Genomic DNA, 18289 nt, shown 5'->3' with positions numbered 1-18289 from the left:
AGACTTTGAAAATGCAAAGCCTCAGCCAAAAGCCCCAAACGCAGAACTTGCGGAAATCCTTCCTTATTCTCAGCTTGAAACACGTCTCAGGATAAAACACCCCACCCCGGTTTGAACACTTTGCGCCCCCTGTCGCCCAGCTCTTTGACAGACACACTCTGGGGGCCTACGCTTATTTGATCGAGGTGTTCACAATGGTCATTCGGCCCAAATACAACTGGTTCAAAATGCTGCTGGTGTGGAAGGGCTCGGTTCTGCCCGAGATCCTGCCGCGCCTTGTTTTTATCTTTCTGCTTTCCGCTCTGGTTCTTTACTTCCACGGCGTGTTTTTTTCAGTGAAGGTTTCCCTGAATCCCACACCTTTCACGCTGATGGGTATTGCACTGGCGATCTTTCTGGGTTTTCGCAACTCGGCCGCCTATGATCGCTTCTGGGAAGGGCGAAAACTTTGGGGTTCGCTGCTGAATGTTTCACGCTCACTTTCCCGCCAGGCACTGACACTCACCGGACTTACCGCCAACGACAGCGAAAGCCGCAGATTCCTGCAGCTGCTCATCGCCTTTGCCTATTGCACCAAACACCAGTTGCGAAAGACCGATGCAACGACGGACTTGAAACGCCTGACCCCGGACTTGGCCTCTGAACTTTCCCAGGTCGAGTATAAACCGGCCGTGCTGCTGCGCCATCTGGGCCAGTGGGTGTCAGATCAGAAGAATGCCGGGCGCATCGACAGCATCACGGCTGGGATGTTTGACAAGAATCTGAACGACATGTCCGAGATTCTGGGGGGCTGCGAACGCATCTCCAACACCCCGATTCCTTATCCTTATGCGGTCCTTCTGCATCGAACTGTATACATTTACTGTGTGCTTTTACCTTTCGGCCTGATGGACAGTATTGGCTGGATGACACCGGCAATCTGCACTTTTGTGGCTTATACGTTTATGGCTTTGGATGCCATTGTAAACCAGATCGAAGAGCCCTTTGGGACCGAAGACAATGACCTGGCATTGAATCAAATGTGCGAGACCATCGAGTCCAGCGTGCAGGAAATGCGCGGTGAAAAAGCCCTGCCACGCAATCACGAGGGCCAGTACGTGTTCAACTAATAAAAAAAGGCATCACGGGTTTTCGTGATGCCTTTTTTTCGTTTTTCTTTTTGGAAAAAACTATTTCTTCGCAACAAGTTTCAATGTCAGCTCGAACTCGTCGTTGATGATTTTGTCACCCGCAAGTTCTTTGAAGAAGTTGCCAGAACCGTATTTCAGACCCCATTTGGTGCGGTCGATTTTCACAACAGCTTCACCCGTTGCAACACCTTTATCAACAGTCACTTTTGCAGGGAACTCAATAGGGTGTGTGCCACCGATCATTGTGAAATCACCTTTCACCAGAACTTCACCTTTGTTTTTGGATGGAGCCACGGACGTGATCTTGAAAGTGGACGTGGGGAACTTGCCGGCGTTGAAGAAATCTTCAGTGGACAAGTGACCTACCAGCTTTTTGTTATAACCCGCATCTTTCACGTCTTCGTTTGTGATTGTAGTCATGTCAACAACCACGCTACCACCAGTCAACTGACCTTTATCGACAGTCACTTGGCCTTCTTTCACGGAGATACCACCATTGTGGGAGTCGCCCACTTTCTTGGTGCCTTTCCATGCCACAGTGCTGGCCTTGGTATCAATTTTATAAACATCAGCCGCTTGTGCATGAGCAGCAACTACAAATACGAACGCAGCAAAAACAGTTTTAAGCATTGCATTTTCTCCTTCGCAATTCCCGTTATTTAACATCACTGTTAACCATCAAAACTTTCCCGCATAATGTAACAGAGATCAATACAGAAAAGAAAACCTCTCCCTAAATCCAATACACAGGACATTGCATTCAATGCACTCCTAAATATTCAATCCGAATTAAGGATGCTGCTTCAGGTCTTTGGGAATTTCACGCGGCGGCGGGGAAAATAGAAAGGGAGTCGAACTGACTCCCTTTTACAAGGCAGGTTTCCCTTCAATGGGACCAGCAACCGAATTAAGATTACTGTGGCCTTGTTCACGCTCAGTATCGCTTATCTGTATTTTTCTGCAAGTCCAGAAAACGTCTGTCCGCGCCCCGTGATGTCTCTTAAAATCAATGAAGAATGAAAGGGGGCCCATTTGTCTTCCCTCGGTCTTGTCCTATCCGGTGGCGGCGCACGCGGCGCCTATCAAGCCGGAGTTATCAACGCGCTGGCAGAAATCAGCCGGCAAGAAGGTATTGCTTATCCTTTTTCTTATTACACCGGAGTCAGCGCCGGAGCCATCAACACCGCCTTCTTAACCACGGCCGACAACTGCCATATTGGCAATGCGACAGCCAAACTCACGGAGCTCTGGACCGGCATCAGTGCGGAACAGGTTTATGTCAGCGATATTTTTTCGCTGTCCAAAGGAGGCCTTCAGTGGCTGATGGATCTTTCCATGGGAGGAATGAAAAAATCCTCACCCCATCGCTCGCTGCTCGAGACCAAACCGTTGCACGAGCTCATCAGAAAAAACTGTGACTTTAACAATATTCAAAAAAATATCGACGCCAAAAGATTCCGGGCGGTGGCAATCTCGGCTCTGGACTATTTCACCACCTCAACCGTCACCTTCATTCAAGGCGAGGACAACATCCCCACCTGGACCCGCGTGCGCAAAGTCGGACTCACTGAAAAGATCACCGCGGATCATGTCATAGCCTCGGCGTCGATTCCCCTGTTGTTTCCGCCCACCACCGTGGACGGCAGATTTTTTGGTGACGGCAGTATTCGCAACCAGTCCCCTTGTGCGCCGGCCATTTACATGGGCGCGCGCAAACTGATCGCCATTGGGGTGCGAAAAAAACAGGACATCTGTTTTGCCTCAAAGCATGTGAACACCCATGAGCCCCCCTCCATCGCCCGGGTCGTCAGCGTTATACTGAACACTGTCATGATGGATGGTCTGGAGGCCGACATTGAACGCCTTGAAAGGATTAATTTAAATCTGCAAAAAATTTCTGCCAGCGAGCTGGAGCATGTATCGGTAAAGCCCATAAGACACTTGTGGATTTCACCCTCTATTGACCTGGGTGAAATCGCTTCGATGAAAACAGAAAACCTGCCCCCGATGATTCGCTATCTGCTGCGGGGCCTGGGCACTTTGCAGGAAGCCAGCGAGATTGCCAGCTTTCTGTTGTTTGAAAAATCCTATTCGGCAGATCTGATAGAAATTGGATACAAGGATGGCATCAATGTCCGGGAGCAGGTTGTTCGCCTGCTCCATGATGACTAGATCTCGACCTGAATTCCCACTTCGATCACCTGATTCGGCGGGATGCGGAAGAACGCCGTCGGTCGCTGGGCATTCTTGGACATGATGGCAAACAGACGTTCACGCCAGTGTGCCATCCCTGCTTCGCCCGGACGATTCGGTCCTTTTTCCGCGATGATGGTTTCGCGTCCCAGCACGAACGTGGTTTCATTCACGTTAAAGTTGATATCGCGCTGACGGCAGGCCTCAAGAATATGTTTCATCTTGGGGATTTCCATAAAGCCATAGTTGGCGATAATGCGGTAGATATTCGGAATCACTTCCTGAATGGAAATGCGATCGCGCTTGGAAACAAACGGCACTTCTTTGGTCTGAATCGTCAGGATCGCCACGCGCTGATGCAGAACCTTGTTGTGCTTCATATTATGCAGCAGCGGTGCTGGAACACCCCAAGGGTCACCGGCCATATATATCGCCGTGCCCGGAGCTCGCAGTGGAGGCTCACGCAGAAGCTTCTGGCAGAAGTCTTCAATAGGCATGGAGCGTTCTTTAAGACGTCGGAACAAAATCTGACGGCCCTTTTGCCAGGTCGTCATCAACAGGTAAATGATCGCCCCAATAACCAACGGCACCCAGCCCCCATGCGGGATCTTATGAACGTTGGCACCAAAGAAGGCCAGATCCATCACCAGGAAGCTGCCAAAAATGGCCGAAGACTTCAGCAGACTCCATTTCCATTTTTGACGAGCCACTTCAAACGCCAGGATTGTGGTGATCATCGTCGCACCAGTCACAGCAATTCCATAGGCTGCCGCCAGATTGCTGGAGGTCTTAAATGTCAACACCAGCCAGATCACACCGATGAACATGGACCAGTTCACAATTGGAATGTAGATCTGACCGATCTCCTGACTGGAAGTGTGAATGATGTTCACGCGCGGACAGAAACCCAGTTGGATTGCCTGACGAGTGATGGAAAACACCCCGGTGATCAACGCCTGGGATGCGATAACCGTGGCCATCGTAGAAAGCATGACCATCGGAAGCAGAGCCCATTTTGGCGCCAGCATATAGAAAGGATTGGATACAGCCTCAGGATTGTTCAGCAGCAAAGCCCCTTGACCGAAGTAGTTTAATACCAAGGCTGGTAAAGCAACAAAGAACCACGCCAGACGAATTGGTCGTTTACCAAAATGCCCCATGTCCGCATACAAGGCCTCGCCTCCGGTCACAACCAGAAACACCGACCCCAGCACCAGGAAACCCGCCATCCCATTGTTCATCAGGAACTCAATCCCATGATGTGGCAGCAGAGCTTCAAAGACATGCAGGTTTTTCGCCATCCCGCGAATACCCAACAAGCCCAGAACAGTGAACCAAATCAGAAGAATCGGACCGAAGATAACGCCGATACGAGCCGTGCCGTACTTTTGCATCAGAAAGAGGGCGTTCATCACAAAAATAGTCAGAGGAATAATGTAAGGACTAAACTGTGGAGCGACCAAGGTGAGACCTTCCATCGCCGAAAGCACTGAGATCGCCGGAGTGATAATACCGTCACCATAAAGCAAGGCCGCTCCAAACAGACCGATGATCGTCATGGTCCAGCGCCGGCGCGAAACATCCTTGGACTGCTGACTGCGCACAGCCAGAGCCATCAGGGAAAGAATCCCCCCCTCACCTTTATTGTCTGCTCTTAAGACAAACGCCATGTACTTGATACAGATGGCAAGAACCAGCGTCCAGAAGATCAAAGACAATATTCCGATCACGTTTTCTGGCGTGGGCGCCAAACCATAGTGACCGAAACACTCTTTCAATGCATACAGAGGACTTGTACCGATATCGCCGAACACCACACCAAGGGCGCCTAATGCGAGCATTAAAACATTGGAACTATTTTTGTGATGGCCTGAATTTTCGATACCAAAAACCCCGTCTAAGTTGTCGAAACAAGGTTTTAGTCTAGTTAAGTTCATCCGTGATGTCAGCAGTCCCCATGCAAGATTGACGCATCTTGCCCACATTACACGAAGTTCAGTTGCCTTTATTTTAGGCTCTTTGAGACCATAGATCTATGGCACGGAATGCACTTTTTCGCTCGAAATGGTTTTTGGCAGCCCTCTTGATCCTGGGATTGATCTACTTTGAGGGCCGCGTTCACGACCGACTGATCGCCAGCCGACAACCTACGTCGACTTCTTACTCTCAATAAACGAGTTCGCATCTAATTTGTAGGTCTTCAAGGCCTCTGCGAACTTCTGGAACCCCTTGGCTTGCTTGACCAACAGGGACTTCATCAGCTCGTCCGTCAACTGCCCTTCAGCATTGATGATCTTAAAGACATTCATCATAAAGACCCGTTCTGGAAAGATAAAGGCATTGCGGTATCCGAAAACCCCCTGCAGATGCTCCACCGGACGAAGAGCTCCAAACATCGCACCCAAACCGACAAAACAGACAGGACGGTATTCAAAGGACTCCGGGAACTTCAAGTGATCAATGAAATATTTCAAGATGCCTGGCATAGAGCCATTGTACTCTGGACACACCACAATCAGACCATCACTGCCCAGAACTTTGTTGATGTAGGGCTGCAAAGCCTCCGAAGGTTTGCCATAGTGAATGTCGTCATGCAAATGCTGCTTCAGCTCTTTCAGATCGATGATCTCAACAGCTTCGCCCAGCTCTTTGTAGATTCCCTGGATGATTTTGGAAACTTTAAGAGTGTTGGAATCGGGACGGTCTGTACCGGCGATGATATATTTCATGAGTAATTCTCCTAGACAAAGTCATATACCTTTCGCTGTAATAAAACACAAGACTCAACTGCGAGGAGCTTCATCGTGAATCCAAAAAACTGGTTCGTGCTTACAGATGGACAGGTCAACGGCCCTTTCGATGTTCAGGAAGTGGAATCCCGTGTGGCCTCCGCCAAAGAAGCTCAGATCTGGGGGCGCGGCCAAAGCGAATGGATGACGCCGACAAAATGGCGCCAGGCCGTGAAAGACTCAAGCCAGGTGGCGGTGGCCGCCAATGAACCCGAGGGACTTTGGAAAGTTCGTGTGGAAGGCAAAGACCATCCACCGATGAAATACTCCGCCCTGATTTCTTTTCTCAAAGGCATGACCGATTATTCCACAGTGGATGTTTGCTCCGACAACTCCAATGTGTGGAAGGAAATCTATTCCATTCCCCGTATCGTGGATGACCTCGGCATCAGTCGCCGGTCCCACCCCCGCGTGCCAATGGTGGGCACCCTGGCCTGCGAAAGTCCCAAAGGCGAATTCAGCTGCCGGGTGATTTCCATCAGTGAAGGGGGCCTGGGAGTCAATGATGCCCAAAACCTGCAAATTGGGGAACGATTCAAAGGCACTCTGACCAGCCCGAATCTGTTTGTGACGATCAACACAACTTGCGAAGTGGTCTATGTCGGCAATGACGGCTATGCGGGACTCCGATTTGTCGGCCTGCCGGAAGAATTCAAAAGCTCTATCATTGAATACGTGCGCAAGTTTGCCATGGTTTAAACTGCCATCTATCAAAGTTCTTTAAATGGAAAAAAGTCCGGGGCTATGATGATCTATCAGGAATGTCATGGCTGCTTCCCATTTTAGTCATCCTCTTCCTGCCCGGCTCTGTTTTTGCCGCCCGCAAAACAGAGTGGAGCCTGCATTTGGATTCAAAACTTGAAGCCACGGCCTATCCGGAAGAATATGGCGAAGACACCAATTCCGAGCTTTACGATCTGGAGCTGATCCCGATTTATCACTGGAAGTATCTGGAGTCCTGGCGCTTCTTCGCAAAACCCGTCTTTGTCGCGACTCCGAACAACAACTCTGAAGAAGAACGCTATTTCTTTGATCCTTCCGAAGCCCACATCCGCTATCAAACTGAAAGCACGTCCCTGCAGGCGGGATATAATCTTATCACCTGGGGAGTGACCGACGGCTACAATCCGGTGGATATCGTGAACTCAAGACAATATTTTGATCCTTTGCGCAGCCGCAAGCTGGGAGCCTTGTCGCTGTTGTACTCACAAAGCATGGGCAACTGGGAGCTGGATCTGATTTACATCCCTCAAAATCGCGGCTCGATCCTGCCGGGCACTGAAAGCCGCTGGCTTCCCCGTGAAATTTTCGTCCCCCAGACGGCCGACAATGATCTGCTGCTGAATCTTCCCGACAATCTTCGTTATGACTACTCATCCCGGCAGACCCTGGGGAATGCCCTGGATAACAACTATGCCTTCCGCCTGCAGCGCCGGGGGGAGTTTGTCGATGTGGCCCTTTCCGGATATGAAGGGGCTGCCAGCTTTCCGTTCGTGGAACCTGTGGTCACCGGAACGATTGTGCAGGTTTCACCGAAAACCGTGATCGACGTGGATCCTGATGTCCTGCTGAACACCTATAACTATCGCATCCGCCAGACGGGACTTTCATTGGTGATGAATCAGTGGAACATGCTTTTTAAGGCTGTTGGCAGCTACACACAAAGCCTTGAAGACAATCCCAACCTGCAGGAGTGGACCAATGAAAATGTGCTGGGCCTTGAAAAAACCTTCCCGCTGGGAGAAAGCGGTCTGCTGATAGGAATTCTTCAATATTCATTTGTGAATACAGAAAAGAAAAACGACTCGAATCTTTCGATTACAGAAATTTTTCGAAGCGCCTATATGGCCGGCGGACGTATAACATGGAAGGAAGTCTGGGGTTTCAATCTTTTGGGACTCTATGACAGCATTCATGGCAGCACCTATCAACAGTACGGCCTGAGCCGTCGCTTCCTTGATGCCTGGGTTGTGAGCGTGACGGCGGACCTGATTCAGGGAGCCGCCGAAACACCTTTAGGGGTTTATGGAAAGAACGACTCGTATTCAGTGTCGCTCAGTCGTTCTTTCTAATCTGTTTCATGGCGTCAGTTGCAGCACCAGATCCGACGAATCCGTGGTCAGCATTTTTTGCACCTGCAACGACAAACCTTCTGCCACCGGAATCTCCGGCAAGGTCATGCTGACGGTCTGCCCCCACAGGGAATCAATTATCCGATCCCGGATTGTTGAAGACTTGAAACGACGGGATGGGCTGTAACGGGAGACATACGTCGAATCATACATCCCCGTCATTCCCAGAGTCGGATTCACAAACTTCGCCTGCACCTTCCCGCCATCCAGCTTCAAAGTCACCTTGGAGGTGAATGGCAAACTGAAGTTCATAAACGGAATATAAGCCCCGGATTTTGGCGCCTGCATCCTGGCGTACATGGAAGCCTTCACCGAATACTGCAGGCCGGTTCCCGTGATCTGCACGTCCTTGTCAGAATATAAATCAAACAGGAACTTCGCAGACTTGGAATAATTCATCAACTCTGGCCAGATAAAAAACTGCACAAAGCGCGAACCCATGATGGTGGAAAAACCCGGAAGCCGGTTGGAGCTGATCTGATGCATCCACGTATTTCCTTTATAAGCCTCTCCCAACACCACATTGATAAAATCCTTGGGCAGTCGCAAAGATGCCGAACTTGCCGTTGCCGCAGCCTCTTTGTCCAGCTTCAAAACCTTGTGGGAGTCTTCAGCGACACGAGTGAAGATCACCTCCAGAGTTCCTTTAGCCAGCAAACCTTCCGTGCCGAGGTCCTTGAAGTCGTGGACCCTCATTGAAACTTCAATATCCGGACGAGCCAGCACCAGTTTCCGGATTCCTGAAAAATCAAAAGTCGCACCTTCCAGATATTTCTGCACATAACTTTTAATAAGCTCTTTCTGGGGCTCAACGAAACTGGCAGAGTCATTGGTGATCTTGGTCACCTCATTCATCAAGATGTCGGAAAAACCTTCCGCTCCGGAACATTGCACATTCCCGGCCACCACCCAGGCCCCCGGGTTCCAGGACAAGGACACCGTATCCACATTAGCACCGGCCTGAGTGCCGCCCACATTCGGAGTCACTTTCATTGCAAACTGACCTTCGCCTGACTTCATGTTCAGAACGATATCCTTGCATTGCGCCTGGACACGAAAGCGACCGATAATGCCGCCCACATTGCGCTCGACCACGTGATCCACCACGACTTCTGCAATCTTCAGTTGCGCTGCCAGACCTTTGGAGGACAGTTCCAGCGCGCTCTGGGATCCGCTCAGGGAGGGCTTTTCAAGGCGGGTCTTGATATCGATGGCGATGCCTTTGATATCAACCGGGATGGCCTGACTTACAACCCGCTGATCAGGAAATTGCCAGTTTGCGGAGAACTCCCGAGTCGTGAGTGTTTTCCACTTTTCTTCAATTAAACTTTGTTGAAATTGTCTAGGTAGTTTCAATTCGAACTCTGATTCAACAACTGTTTTAGAAAGTGCGGGTACAGTTATTAAGAATGTGAGTAGCGTGGCCGATAGTTTTGTTGTCATCATAGAACTTCGTTTCCTCATCATGTCAGGCATCTGTTTCTAAGTTACGGCTTCAACTGAAAAATCTAAAGGAACTTTTTTAAGCAGAATCGAAAGAAGACATTCCAATGATAAATACGACAATCGCCAAATTATTTTCAAAAGTTTCCGTCAAAACACTCTGCATTTCTACTCTTCTTTTTGTTTTTTTCACCACCATCCTTAGTCTGTTCGCGCTTCCCGGTTTACAAACGCAGTACAGTTTGAAGCAGTTTCTTCCAACGGATAATCCACTTCTGCAAAGAGATGAACACACCAAACAGGTCTTTCAGCTGTCCGAGGCCCAACCCTTCATCGTGACCGCCAAAATCAAAGACCCGGGCGAAAACTGGTTCGCCAAAGACAAAATTGAAAATCTGAAAAGACTCACAGAACTTCTTGCCAACTTTCCGGGGGTGAAAAACACTCTGAGCCTGGCCACCGTCCAAGGCGCCGTCAATAACAGTGACGGCCTGAGCGTCGGCCCCCTGCTGCAAAATCTTCCGGAAAAAAACTGGCGTCGTGAGACGCTGGCAAACCCTCTGATCTCTCCAACGTTGATATCACAGGATGCCCGCACGGCGTCGGTCATTGTAAACATCAAAGCCCTGAACACCAAAGACCTTCTGCATTTGCGCCAGAACCTGGAAGTCACCGCCACAGCAGCTGTGCCATTTGCGCACATTGAAATCGGCGGCACCCCCGCCGTACAGACGGATGTCGGCGTCCTGCTACAGACTGAGATACGCAACTTTGTGGTTTTGGGATTCATCGCCTGCTTTCTGGTGCTGGGGCTGATCTTTGCCAACTGGTCCCCACTGATTATCTCCTTTGTCATTATTCTTTGTGCGAACATTGTGGTTCTTGCGGTGATGGCTCTGGCTGGCTTTCCGTTTTCTGTTCTTTCCAGCACGATTCCAATTTTGACCACGGTGGATGTGGTCTCACTGATCATTCATACTTTATTAAGGTACGCCGAAGAACAAAAGAACCAGCCCCACCTGACTCACCAGGAACGTGTGATTTACACCTTCAAAGTCCTGTTGGGACCCAATTTCTTTGCCTCGACCACCACCATGATCGGTTTTTTAAGTCTGCTGATGACCAAGGTCCCTCTGATTCGCGACTATGGTGTCACGGCGGCAATTGCCATCGTGATCGGCTGGCTGGTCACCACGCTGATGCTGTTCCCCATGCTCTATTTCATGCAGGGACCCAAAGCCCGCGACTGGGCCTGGGCCAAAGCGCGCTGGGGACTGTATTTATTCCGTCGTTCCGGCATATGGGCTTTCCTGATTGTCCTGGTCTGCTCTGCTCTGGCTATCAAAGGGCAAGGACTGTCCTGGTCAGCGCGTTTGTTTGACGACCTTCCCGCCAATCATCAGGTGCGCCTGTCGACTGAAACCATCGACCGCGAACTGGGTGGGATGATTCCAGTGGATGTTGAAGTCAAAGGGCCTTCCGATTCCTGGAACGACCCACAACTGATGGCAAGGCTGGATCAGCTTTTAGTGGAACTCCGAGAGATTGAGGGTGTGGGAAGCGTCGTGGGTCTGCCGGACCTGGTGGCGGCGGCCAATTTGCACCACTCCAGACTGCCCGCCAGCCGCTCTTCGACAGCAGAGATTTTCTTCCTTTATTCCTTAAGCAGTGCCAGCCCCTTGAAAAACTTTTTGACCACCGATTCGGCCAATACCCGTATTTCTGTGCGCACCTTTGATCTGCCCTCGAATCAACTGAGCCAGGTAGTGGAGCGAATCCGCGAAAAGGCCACCAACGCCTTCCCGCAAATGTCTGTCGAAGTGTCCGGCATGGGTTCGACGATTCATCATCTGAACAATGAGCTTTCCAAGGAACTGATCTTTGGCTTCTGGCACTCGATGATTGCGATTGCTCTGGTGCTGGTTTTTGTCTTCCGCTCGGTGCGCTGGGCTCTGGTCGCCTGCATCCCCAATCTGGTCCCGCCGGCGGCCCTGCTGGGGTTTTTGGCGATCTCAGAAACTCCCATCAAACCCAGTATTGCCATTATCTTTTCAATCGCCCTGGGATTGGCATTTAACAACACAGTGTATCTGCTCGAACGCCTTCGTTATATGCAGAAAAAGTCTAATAGCAAAGAACTCGAAATCGAAAAGACCCTGTGGCGAGAAGGGAATCCTTGTCTGATATCAAGTTTGACCCTGCTTGCCGGCTTCTCCGTGTTCCTGGCTTCGTATTTTGCCATGAACCGGATCTTTGGCTTTTACATGCTCTTGTCAATGCTCGCGGGTCTGGTGGGGGATTTGATTCTTCTTCCAACGCTGTTGAAAAGTTGCCCTTGGTTGCTGGCTCCCGTACCGTGGAAAAAGGAGAAAGTCATGGCAACATCCGCAATGATCCTTTTGACAATATTTGTGGCACTGGCCCCGATCCCGACACACGCCCAACCTCTGACTACGGAAAAACTGGGAGAGGAAATGAGTCAGCGTCTGCGCTCCCGGGATGAACAGTTTCTGGTGAAGATGAAGATCATCGAAGCGGATGGCTCAAGCAAAGACCGCGAAATGAAGATCTGGCGCTTCAGCCCGCAGAAAAAAGAACATTATCTTTTGGTGCGCATGCAAAAACCCCAGGACCTCAAGGGCACCGCCCTGCTGGCCACCTTAAAGGGGGAGCAGGAAGACAAGTGGATATACCTTCCCTCCACCAAACAAACTCGCCGCCTGACCGGAGAGTCAGGCCAGGGGGGCATTTTGGGTTCAGAGCTTTCAACCGAAGACTTTGATTTCAACCGTGATCAGGGCGCACAAAACGTCATCAAAAAAGAAGCTGAGATTGGCGGAAAGAAATACCTGATTGTCGAGTCAGATGTAAACACAACCTCCCCGTCCTATTCCAAAATCATCAGCTATGTTTCAGCCACAGACTATGTGCCGGTGAAGGTGGAATGCTTCGACAAACAGGGAAAGCTTCTGAAAACCCTGGACTTTACCGGATACAAAAAAGTCGCAGGCGGCAAGATGCGCGCCTCCAAAATCAGTATCAAGAATGTGCAGAATAAAAGAGCCACCGTCATCGTCCTGTCCCAGGTGAAGATTGACCAGGGCCTGACGGCTGCGCGCTTTACACCGAAAGCGCTGGCAGAGGACTAATTCTTTTTGATGTAATCAGCAAACAGATCATCGACCCGTTCCGGCGGCAGCTGGAACGCGATGGCTCCAAGCTCCTTTAAATAAATCTCCAGGATCTGGATTTCACTTAAAGTCGGGAACTCGATTTTCATCGCTTTCATCAACAAAGCCTCGGCCTCGTTGATCATTTTGCCGAACTGGGTCCCGGCATTTTTCTCCAGATAATAAAGCACGAACAGGTACGGCATGTTTTTCACGTCCCGCAGGACGTCGCGCAGGCGCTCTCGGATGCCGACGGTCTTGGTGCGCTCCATATTGAAGATATGAGAGATGACGAATTTATAGGCCTCTTCAAGAACCTTGTCCTTCTCTTTCCCGAAATAGTAGTAAATCAAGGACCGGGTGACGTTGGATTCCCTGGAGATATCAGACAAGGTCCATTGCAAATGGCCTTTGGCCACTTCCATCTTCAGGATAGCGTTACAGACCGCAAAATAGATTTCTTCCTTCGATTGAGTTGCCATCCTGCAATTTTGACAAAAACTCCCGAATTCTGTCAATGGAAGGTGGCGAATTCGACAAAAACCCTCATTTACTGTCAACGCGTTAAAGCGACAACGGCCCTAAATCGAAATAGATTGCCTCCATTCCAACGAAGGAGTTTTTTATGTTCGCAGTGAATCATGTTGTCCAGTCCCTGGGTCAAAAATACCTGAAAACATACGGTCAAAGAATGACCGTGAATCATCAAGACCTGCTCTCTAAACAAGAGAAGAACTTTGCCAGTCTGAAGCGCGCCATGACCGGCACCCGCATCTATAAGGACCTGCGCCTGTCCCACATTCACTCTTATGAAGAGTTTGTGAACCACGTTCCCGTGTTGAGCTACGACGAATATGCGCCGTATGTGGACATGATCGCCGCAGGTCATAAAGACATTCTATTTAAAGACAAAGCGGACTATTTCGGTCTTTCTTCCGGCACCTCTGGCAAGGACTCCAAACGAGTACCTTATAATGAACGCATGATCCGCATGTTCATCAAATCCCAGAAGCGTATCGCCAGCAAGTTGTCGACTCTGGAGCCCAACATCAATCTGCTTCAAGCAGGACGCCTGACATTCGGATCTGATCCGTACCTGTATTCGCAAAATGGTTTTAAATTTGGTTACATTTCCGGGATTCTGTCCACCCGTGTTCCAAAGGCTTTGGCCAAAAACACCTTCCCTTGCCGGGAGGTGCTGGCTATTTCCAACTGGGACAAAAAGATTGAAATGCTGGTTAACGAATCCATCCAGCAGGACATTCAAGTGGTGAGCGGAATCCCTACTTATATCATCTCTATCTTTGAGGCGGTTTTGCAAAAAACCGGCAAGACTCACATCAATGAAATCTGGCCGAACCTGAAAGTCTTCGTTTATGCAGCCACCCCGATCAAACAATACCAGGAGCGTATTGACCGTCTGGTGGGCCATGAACTGAACTATTACGGCGTATATGCGGCAACAGAGGCTGCTATCGGTTTGCCATACGAAAAGTATGAAAACGGCCGTCAGCGCTATTTCCTGAACCCGGACCTGATTTATTCTTTCACTCCGGTCAATGGACCAAAAAAGAACGTGGGCCTGCACCAGATCGAAATGGGCGTGGCTTACTATCTGAACGTCGGCACTCCGAATGGAATGATTCACTATTGCATGAAAGATGTTGTTAGCTTTGACCTGAACAACGGCGATCTGGTGTTTGAGTTTGTCGGCCGCAAGTCCACTGGCATGAACCTGGCCGCAGAGAAAGTCAGCGATGATGAAATTCTGGATTGTTATTTGAATACCAAAAACTCTCTTAATGTGGATATGCGCCACTTCTTCCTGTCTCCGGTTCTGAATAACGGCAAAGCGGCTTATCTTTGGACACTGTTCGTTCCAGAAAAAGCGAACATTAACGTGGAATCTTTGGCAGCCACTTTGGATCAACAGATGCAAAAGCTTAATGGCGACTACCATGACTGCCGCGAAGTGGGTGTTTTGGGCCCAGCACAAGTGCAGATCATGAATGCAGACTATCTGCAGGCGTATTTTGAAAAAAACCGCAGCCGCGGTCAGTTCAAAATGAAAACCACATTCGAGACCGCGGAAGAATATCTGAACTTCATCCGCACCAATCTGGAACAGACAGGACTTGCCCAATGATTCTGTGGATGATTTCGGTGGGATTTTTATCTGCGTTTGCGCTGGGGCCGGCAAGCTTCAGTATCATTCGCAGCCTGGTGTCCCGCCGCACCTGGCCCTGGTCCTCGATTGCAGGCTTTTTACTGGGGGATGTGGCCTACATCCTTCTGGCAATGGCCCTGCTAAAAAGCCCGTTGTTTCACCAGGAATGGCTTAAGGTCACCCTGACCGCAATGACCGCCCTGGTGCTGTCAGCTTACTCTTTGAAAGTTCTGCTTTCCAAAGAGCAGCCAGCGTCACTTGAAATCCCCCATCAGGGATTCACCAAGAGTCTGGCTTTGACACTTTCCAACTTCCATCTGGTCCTGATCTATGCCGGTTTGTTCGTTCACTTGCGTGAGGCGCAGTCCCTGTGGCTGGGAGTTGTCGTGTATCTTCTGACCTTCGTAGTCAGCTTCCTGGCTCTTTTGTGGGGGCTAAAAAGACTGCACGGACCTATTAAAAAATTCTTAAGAAAAATCGAAATCGTGGCTGCCTGCGGTTTCTTCTGCTTTTCAATTTACCTTTCTGTGGGGATTCTATGAAGCGTCTTCTTATTCTGGCTCTTTTACTTCCCGGTTCGGCTTTTGCGGACTGTGTTCTTAAAAATGAACTGCAAGGTCAAAAACACTTTGTCTGTCAGGCTCCGGGAGCCTCTAAATCTGTGCATGTGCTGGACCTGAAGGGTGGTTTTTCCGAGACCGCCTATTTCCATGGCTATTTCCTGAAAAAAGAAATCGAGGCTGGTGTCTTGAAGGGTGTTCAGGTCAGAACCGAACGCGCGTTTTCAGCTTTGGACAAAAAATCCCAGGACCAACTTCTGTTGATTAAAAAATGTGTGATCGACAACTATCGCGCCAGCGTTTCTGATGAATTCAAAACGGGCTTGAAGAATCTGCACCGCGGATTAAAAGACGCCGGAAGCCAGGTGTCTTGGGGCGCGTTTGAAGAAAGCAATTACATGGTGGAATTCTCTATCTTTGCTGATTCCATGCAAAGACAGATGGATGAAAGCCCCCGCAAAGGAGCCCTGAAGGTTTTTGCCTCTTGTGCACCTTATTTTATCGGGAACACTCTGGCGAAGCCCTTCAAGCTGCTGGCTCAGGGTTTGAGATCCATTAAAATGGGCTGCACAGGGATCAGTGCATCTGCGAGCAGCTCCAGAGATGGAGCCCTTCTTCATGGTCGCAACTTCGACACAGGCCTTTTGGGTTTCTATGAACCTGAACAGGTCATCGTGATCAACCGTCAGAAAAACGGAACCACGTCGGTGGGTCTGGGCTCTGCGGGCCTGCACTATGCCGGCGGCATCAGTGGCATCAACAGCCACGGTCTTTCCGTAAGCTTGCATGAGCTGCAAACCGAGGGCACCCAGATTCGCTATGATCGTGGTGAATCCGACATCGCCCCTTACCTGCTGCATTCCGTTCTGTTGAAAGCACGCAACCTGAATGAAGCTATTGCCATGATCCAGACCCGCAAGGGCTTTGGGGCGTGGACGTTCTTTATCTCAGACGCCAAAACCGACGAATCCGCTTCCATAGAGTTGAGTGGAGATACCGTGGTGGTGGCTCGTCGTGCCCAGAACAAATTCCTGGGCCAGAGCAATCATTTCCTGGGTGGCAAAACCAGCCAGGAAGGCTATGAATACAGCCTGAATAAAACCCTGGAAACCCGTGCGCGTCTGGCCCATGTCGAACGCACACTGAATGAAGATTTCGGAAAAATTGATGCCCAATGGGTGATCAATCGTTTAAGTGGTCACACCGACGAGCTGGTGGGCGCCAGATCCTTTGGTCGCACCACCACAAAACTGTACACAGCAGCGACGCACGTGATGCAACCAGGTCGCATGCAATGGTGGATGAGTGTGGCTGAAACTTACCCGACCAACCGTTCTCACTTTGTGGGCTTCCGCCTGCTGGGTCCAGGACAAAAGGCTCCGGTCGAGATTCTGGGAACCACCAAAGCGTGGGAAGACCCAACGAAGCCTGCCTGGTATGACTCCATGAAGTACTATATTCAGGCTTATCTCGCCAATGAACAGGATCACAGCTCTATCGCAGGTCTGGATCGCACCCTGGCGTTGCTTGAAACTGCTTCGGCCACAGCCGCTCAAGATGGCGTGTTTGAATTCCCGTATGAATTCATGTGGGCCCGGATCAAGGTTCTGCGCGCGGCGAAGAACATCATGAGCGGTCAGCGCGATATCGCCTACACCGATCTGACGGAAGCACAAGAGCGTCTGAATACGATCTCTGCGCGTTTGGGTTCAGGTCTTCATGACTATGAAAACTTCCAGCTGGATCTGTGGAGATTCCGCGCGGAAACCCTGAAGCCTCAGGCAAAACAATCCCGGGCTGCCCAAGGAGCTTTCCGTCAGGAAGCGCAAGGATTGTTACAAGGTTTGATTTCCAAATACCCTCGCCAAAGTGAACTCTATGATTTGCAGTGGAGTTTGGGCGAAGAGGCACAATTGTACATTGTCCTTGATGCCGAGATCCGTCTGGGAACTGTGGAATAGCTAAGGTGGGGTGGTGGCGGTCTCAGTCAGGACCCGATCGAGGCTGCCGTCTTTTTTCATGGACTCAATGGTCCTAGAAAAAATATCGGCAAGACGTTTGCCGTCTTCGTTGTCCTGAAACGCATAGTACACGACCTGCTCTGACAGAGGCTGGTTTCGATCAAACTCAATCTGCTTCTGTCCGCTGAGTTGCAGTGCCTTCAACCCTGAACGCTCTTCCACGACAAAAGCATCAATCAGTCCCTTGCCCAACTTTTTCATATTCAGCACATCGTCGGCCGCCATTTCAAAGCGGATCTTTTTATTGCCGATGAGCTCTCTGACATAAGGATAGCGGAAGGTCAGACCGACCTTTTTGCCTTCAAGATCTTTGAGGCTTCTCAGGGGTTTGTCCTTTTTGTAAAAGACATAGTCCACCTTACGATAGAAAGCGGTGGATTTGGCCGTGGCCTGGGGGACATACACATCCAGAGCCGGGAAGAAACCGTCGACTTTATTGTTGGAAAATGCCAAAAGGGTTTTCCCCGTGGGATAAACCAGGATCTCAATCTGTCGGGAATTGCGTTTCGCGATTTCGCGGGTGAGATTCACAAAAAGTCCGCGCTCGGGACTTTCCACCATCAAGGGAATGGCGAACGTCGCCAGAACTATCGGCTTGGCCGATGCCACCGACGTCAAAATCAGCAAAGCTGTTACGTGCGCAAACAAAGACATAACTAAGTAAAGATTTATTGATGGTATTTA

At 50.0% G+C, this 18289-nt stretch carries 14 protein-coding genes; 8 read left to right on the top strand and 6 right to left on the bottom strand.

The features are described from left to right. Window positions 1–194: 194 nt before the first annotated feature. The gene (locus BD_RS09120) at window positions 195–1109 is read left to right on the top strand and encodes a bestrophin family protein (protein WP_041583534.1); all 915 of its coding nucleotides are present in this window, start codon (window positions 195–197) and stop codon (window positions 1107–1109) included. Window positions 1110–1169: 60 nt separating this feature from the next. Here the strand turns inward: BD_RS09120 and BD_RS09115 are convergent, their stop codons facing one another. Then, complete coding sequence (locus BD_RS09115; RefSeq protein WP_011164452.1) at window positions 1170–1760, bottom strand: YceI family protein; 591 nt, start codon at window positions 1758–1760, stop codon at window positions 1170–1172. A 402-nt stretch (window positions 1761–2162) separates the two neighbouring features. On the opposite strand from BD_RS09115, the gene BD_RS09110 reads away from it, so the two are divergent. Next, window positions 2163–3302 carry a patatin-like phospholipase family protein gene (locus BD_RS09110; RefSeq protein WP_011164450.1) on the top strand — a complete coding sequence of 380 codons (1140 nt, stop codon included), beginning with the start codon at window positions 2163–2165 and terminating at the stop codon, window positions 3300–3302. On the opposite strand, the gene BD_RS09105 is transcribed toward BD_RS09110, so the two are convergent. Together BD_RS09105 and BD_RS09100 are read right to left on the bottom strand one after the other, a co-directional pair. Continuing rightward, window positions 3299–5164, bottom strand: a complete 1866-nt coding sequence (locus tag BD_RS09105) for a potassium transporter Kup (protein WP_231839111.1) — start codon at window positions 5162–5164, stop codon at window positions 3299–3301. The genes BD_RS09110 and BD_RS09105 overlap by 4 nt on opposite strands. Before the next feature lie 306 nt (window positions 5165–5470). Next, window positions 5471–6052: an NADPH-dependent FMN reductase gene (locus BD_RS09100; RefSeq protein ID WP_011164448.1), complete on the bottom strand. Its 582-nt coding sequence runs from the start codon at window positions 6050–6052 to the stop codon at window positions 5471–5473. Between the two features lie 75 nt (window positions 6053–6127). On the opposite strand from BD_RS09100, the gene BD_RS09095 reads away from it, so the two are divergent. Further along, window positions 6128–6811, top strand: a complete 684-nt coding sequence (locus BD_RS09095; protein ID WP_011164447.1) for a PilZ domain-containing protein — start codon at window positions 6128–6130, stop codon at window positions 6809–6811. Between the two features lie 62 nt (window positions 6812–6873). Then, a complete protein-coding gene (locus tag BD_RS09090) occupies window positions 6874–8184 on the top strand; it encodes a hypothetical protein (protein WP_011164446.1) in 1311 nt (436 codons plus the stop codon). Between the two features lie 6 nt (window positions 8185–8190). On the opposite strand, the gene BD_RS09085 is transcribed toward BD_RS09090, so the two are convergent. Continuing rightward, complete coding sequence (locus BD_RS09085; protein WP_231839110.1) at window positions 8191–9600, bottom strand: hypothetical protein; 1410 nt, start codon at window positions 9598–9600, stop codon at window positions 8191–8193. A gap of 329 nt (window positions 9601–9929) precedes the next feature. On the opposite strand from BD_RS09085, the gene BD_RS09080 reads away from it, so the two are divergent. After that, the gene (locus BD_RS09080; RefSeq protein ID WP_231839109.1) at window positions 9930–12836 is read left to right on the top strand and encodes an outer membrane lipoprotein-sorting protein; all 2907 of its coding nucleotides are present in this window, start codon (window positions 9930–9932) and stop codon (window positions 12834–12836) included. On the opposite strand, the gene BD_RS09075 is transcribed toward BD_RS09080, so the two are convergent. Next, window positions 12833–13339, bottom strand: coding sequence for a TetR/AcrR family transcriptional regulator (locus tag BD_RS09075; RefSeq protein ID WP_038449244.1), 507 nt, complete (start codon window positions 13337–13339; stop codon window positions 12833–12835). The genes BD_RS09080 and BD_RS09075 overlap by 4 nt on opposite strands. A gap of 143 nt (window positions 13340–13482) precedes the next feature. On the opposite strand from BD_RS09075, the gene BD_RS09070 reads away from it, so the two are divergent. The 3 genes from BD_RS09070 to BD_RS09060 are packed head-to-tail and all read left to right on the top strand — an operon-like array spanning window position 13483 to window position 17545. Further along, window positions 13483–15003 carry a GH3 family domain-containing protein gene (locus BD_RS09070; RefSeq protein ID WP_011164442.1) on the top strand — a complete coding sequence of 507 codons (1521 nt, stop codon included), beginning with the start codon at window positions 13483–13485 and terminating at the stop codon, window positions 15001–15003. Beyond that, window positions 15000–15566 carry a LysE family transporter gene (locus BD_RS09065; RefSeq protein ID WP_011164441.1) on the top strand — a complete coding sequence of 189 codons (567 nt, stop codon included), beginning with the start codon at window positions 15000–15002 and terminating at the stop codon, window positions 15564–15566. The genes BD_RS09070 and BD_RS09065 overlap by 4 nt, the downstream gene beginning before the upstream one ends. Further along, window positions 15563–17545 carry a C45 family autoproteolytic acyltransferase/hydolase gene (locus tag BD_RS09060; protein WP_011164440.1) on the top strand — a complete coding sequence of 661 codons (1983 nt, stop codon included), beginning with the start codon at window positions 15563–15565 and terminating at the stop codon, window positions 17543–17545. Before BD_RS09065 ends, BD_RS09060 begins: the two co-directional genes overlap by 4 nt. Here the strand turns inward: BD_RS09060 and BD_RS09055 are convergent, their stop codons facing one another. Beyond that, entirely contained in the window at window positions 17546–18259 is a 714-nt protein-coding gene (locus tag BD_RS09055; RefSeq protein ID WP_011164439.1) for a substrate-binding periplasmic protein, read from the bottom strand. It abuts the gene before it with no gap. Window positions 18260–18289: the final 30 nt, after the last annotated feature.

It is taken from the genome of Bdellovibrio bacteriovorus HD100, assembly GCF_000196175.1.
GTDB lineage: Bacteria > Bdellovibrionota > Bdellovibrionia > Bdellovibrionales > Bdellovibrionaceae > Bdellovibrio > Bdellovibrio bacteriovorus.
Note: the sequence above shows the minus strand (reverse complement) of the source record. Positions and strands in the feature narration are given on the sequence as shown.

Bases quoted from the DNA above. Each gene is read 5' to 3' on its own strand.
- BD_RS09100 (WP_011164448.1), bottom strand. From the start codon at position 6,052: ATGAAATATATCATCGCCGGTACAGACCGTCCCGATTCCAACACTCTT.
- BD_RS09105 (WP_231839111.1), bottom strand. From the start codon at position 5,164: ATGCTCGCATTAGGCGCCCTTGGTGTGGTGTTCGGCGATATCGGTACA.
- BD_RS09065 (WP_011164441.1), top strand. From the start codon at position 15,000: ATGATTCTGTGGATGATTTCGGTGGGATTTTTATCTGCGTTTGCGCTG.
- BD_RS09070 (WP_011164442.1), top strand. From the start codon at position 13,483: ATGTTCGCAGTGAATCATGTTGTCCAGTCCCTGGGTCAAAAATACCTG.
- BD_RS09090 (WP_011164446.1), top strand. From the start codon at position 6,874: ATGTCATGGCTGCTTCCCATTTTAGTCATCCTCTTCCTGCCCGGCTCT.
- BD_RS09075 (WP_038449244.1), bottom strand. From the start codon at position 13,339: ATGGCAACTCAATCGAAGGAAGAAATCTATTTTGCGGTCTGTAACGCT.
- BD_RS09115 (WP_011164452.1), bottom strand. From the start codon at position 1,760: ATGCTTAAAACTGTTTTTGCTGCGTTCGTATTTGTAGTTGCTGCTCAT.
- BD_RS09120 (WP_041583534.1), top strand. From the start codon at position 195: ATGGTCATTCGGCCCAAATACAACTGGTTCAAAATGCTGCTGGTGTGG.
- BD_RS09055 (WP_011164439.1), bottom strand. From the start codon at position 18,259: ATGTCTTTGTTTGCGCACGTAACAGCTTTGCTGATTTTGACGTCGGTG.
- BD_RS09060 (WP_011164440.1), top strand. From the start codon at position 15,563: ATGAAGCGTCTTCTTATTCTGGCTCTTTTACTTCCCGGTTCGGCTTTT.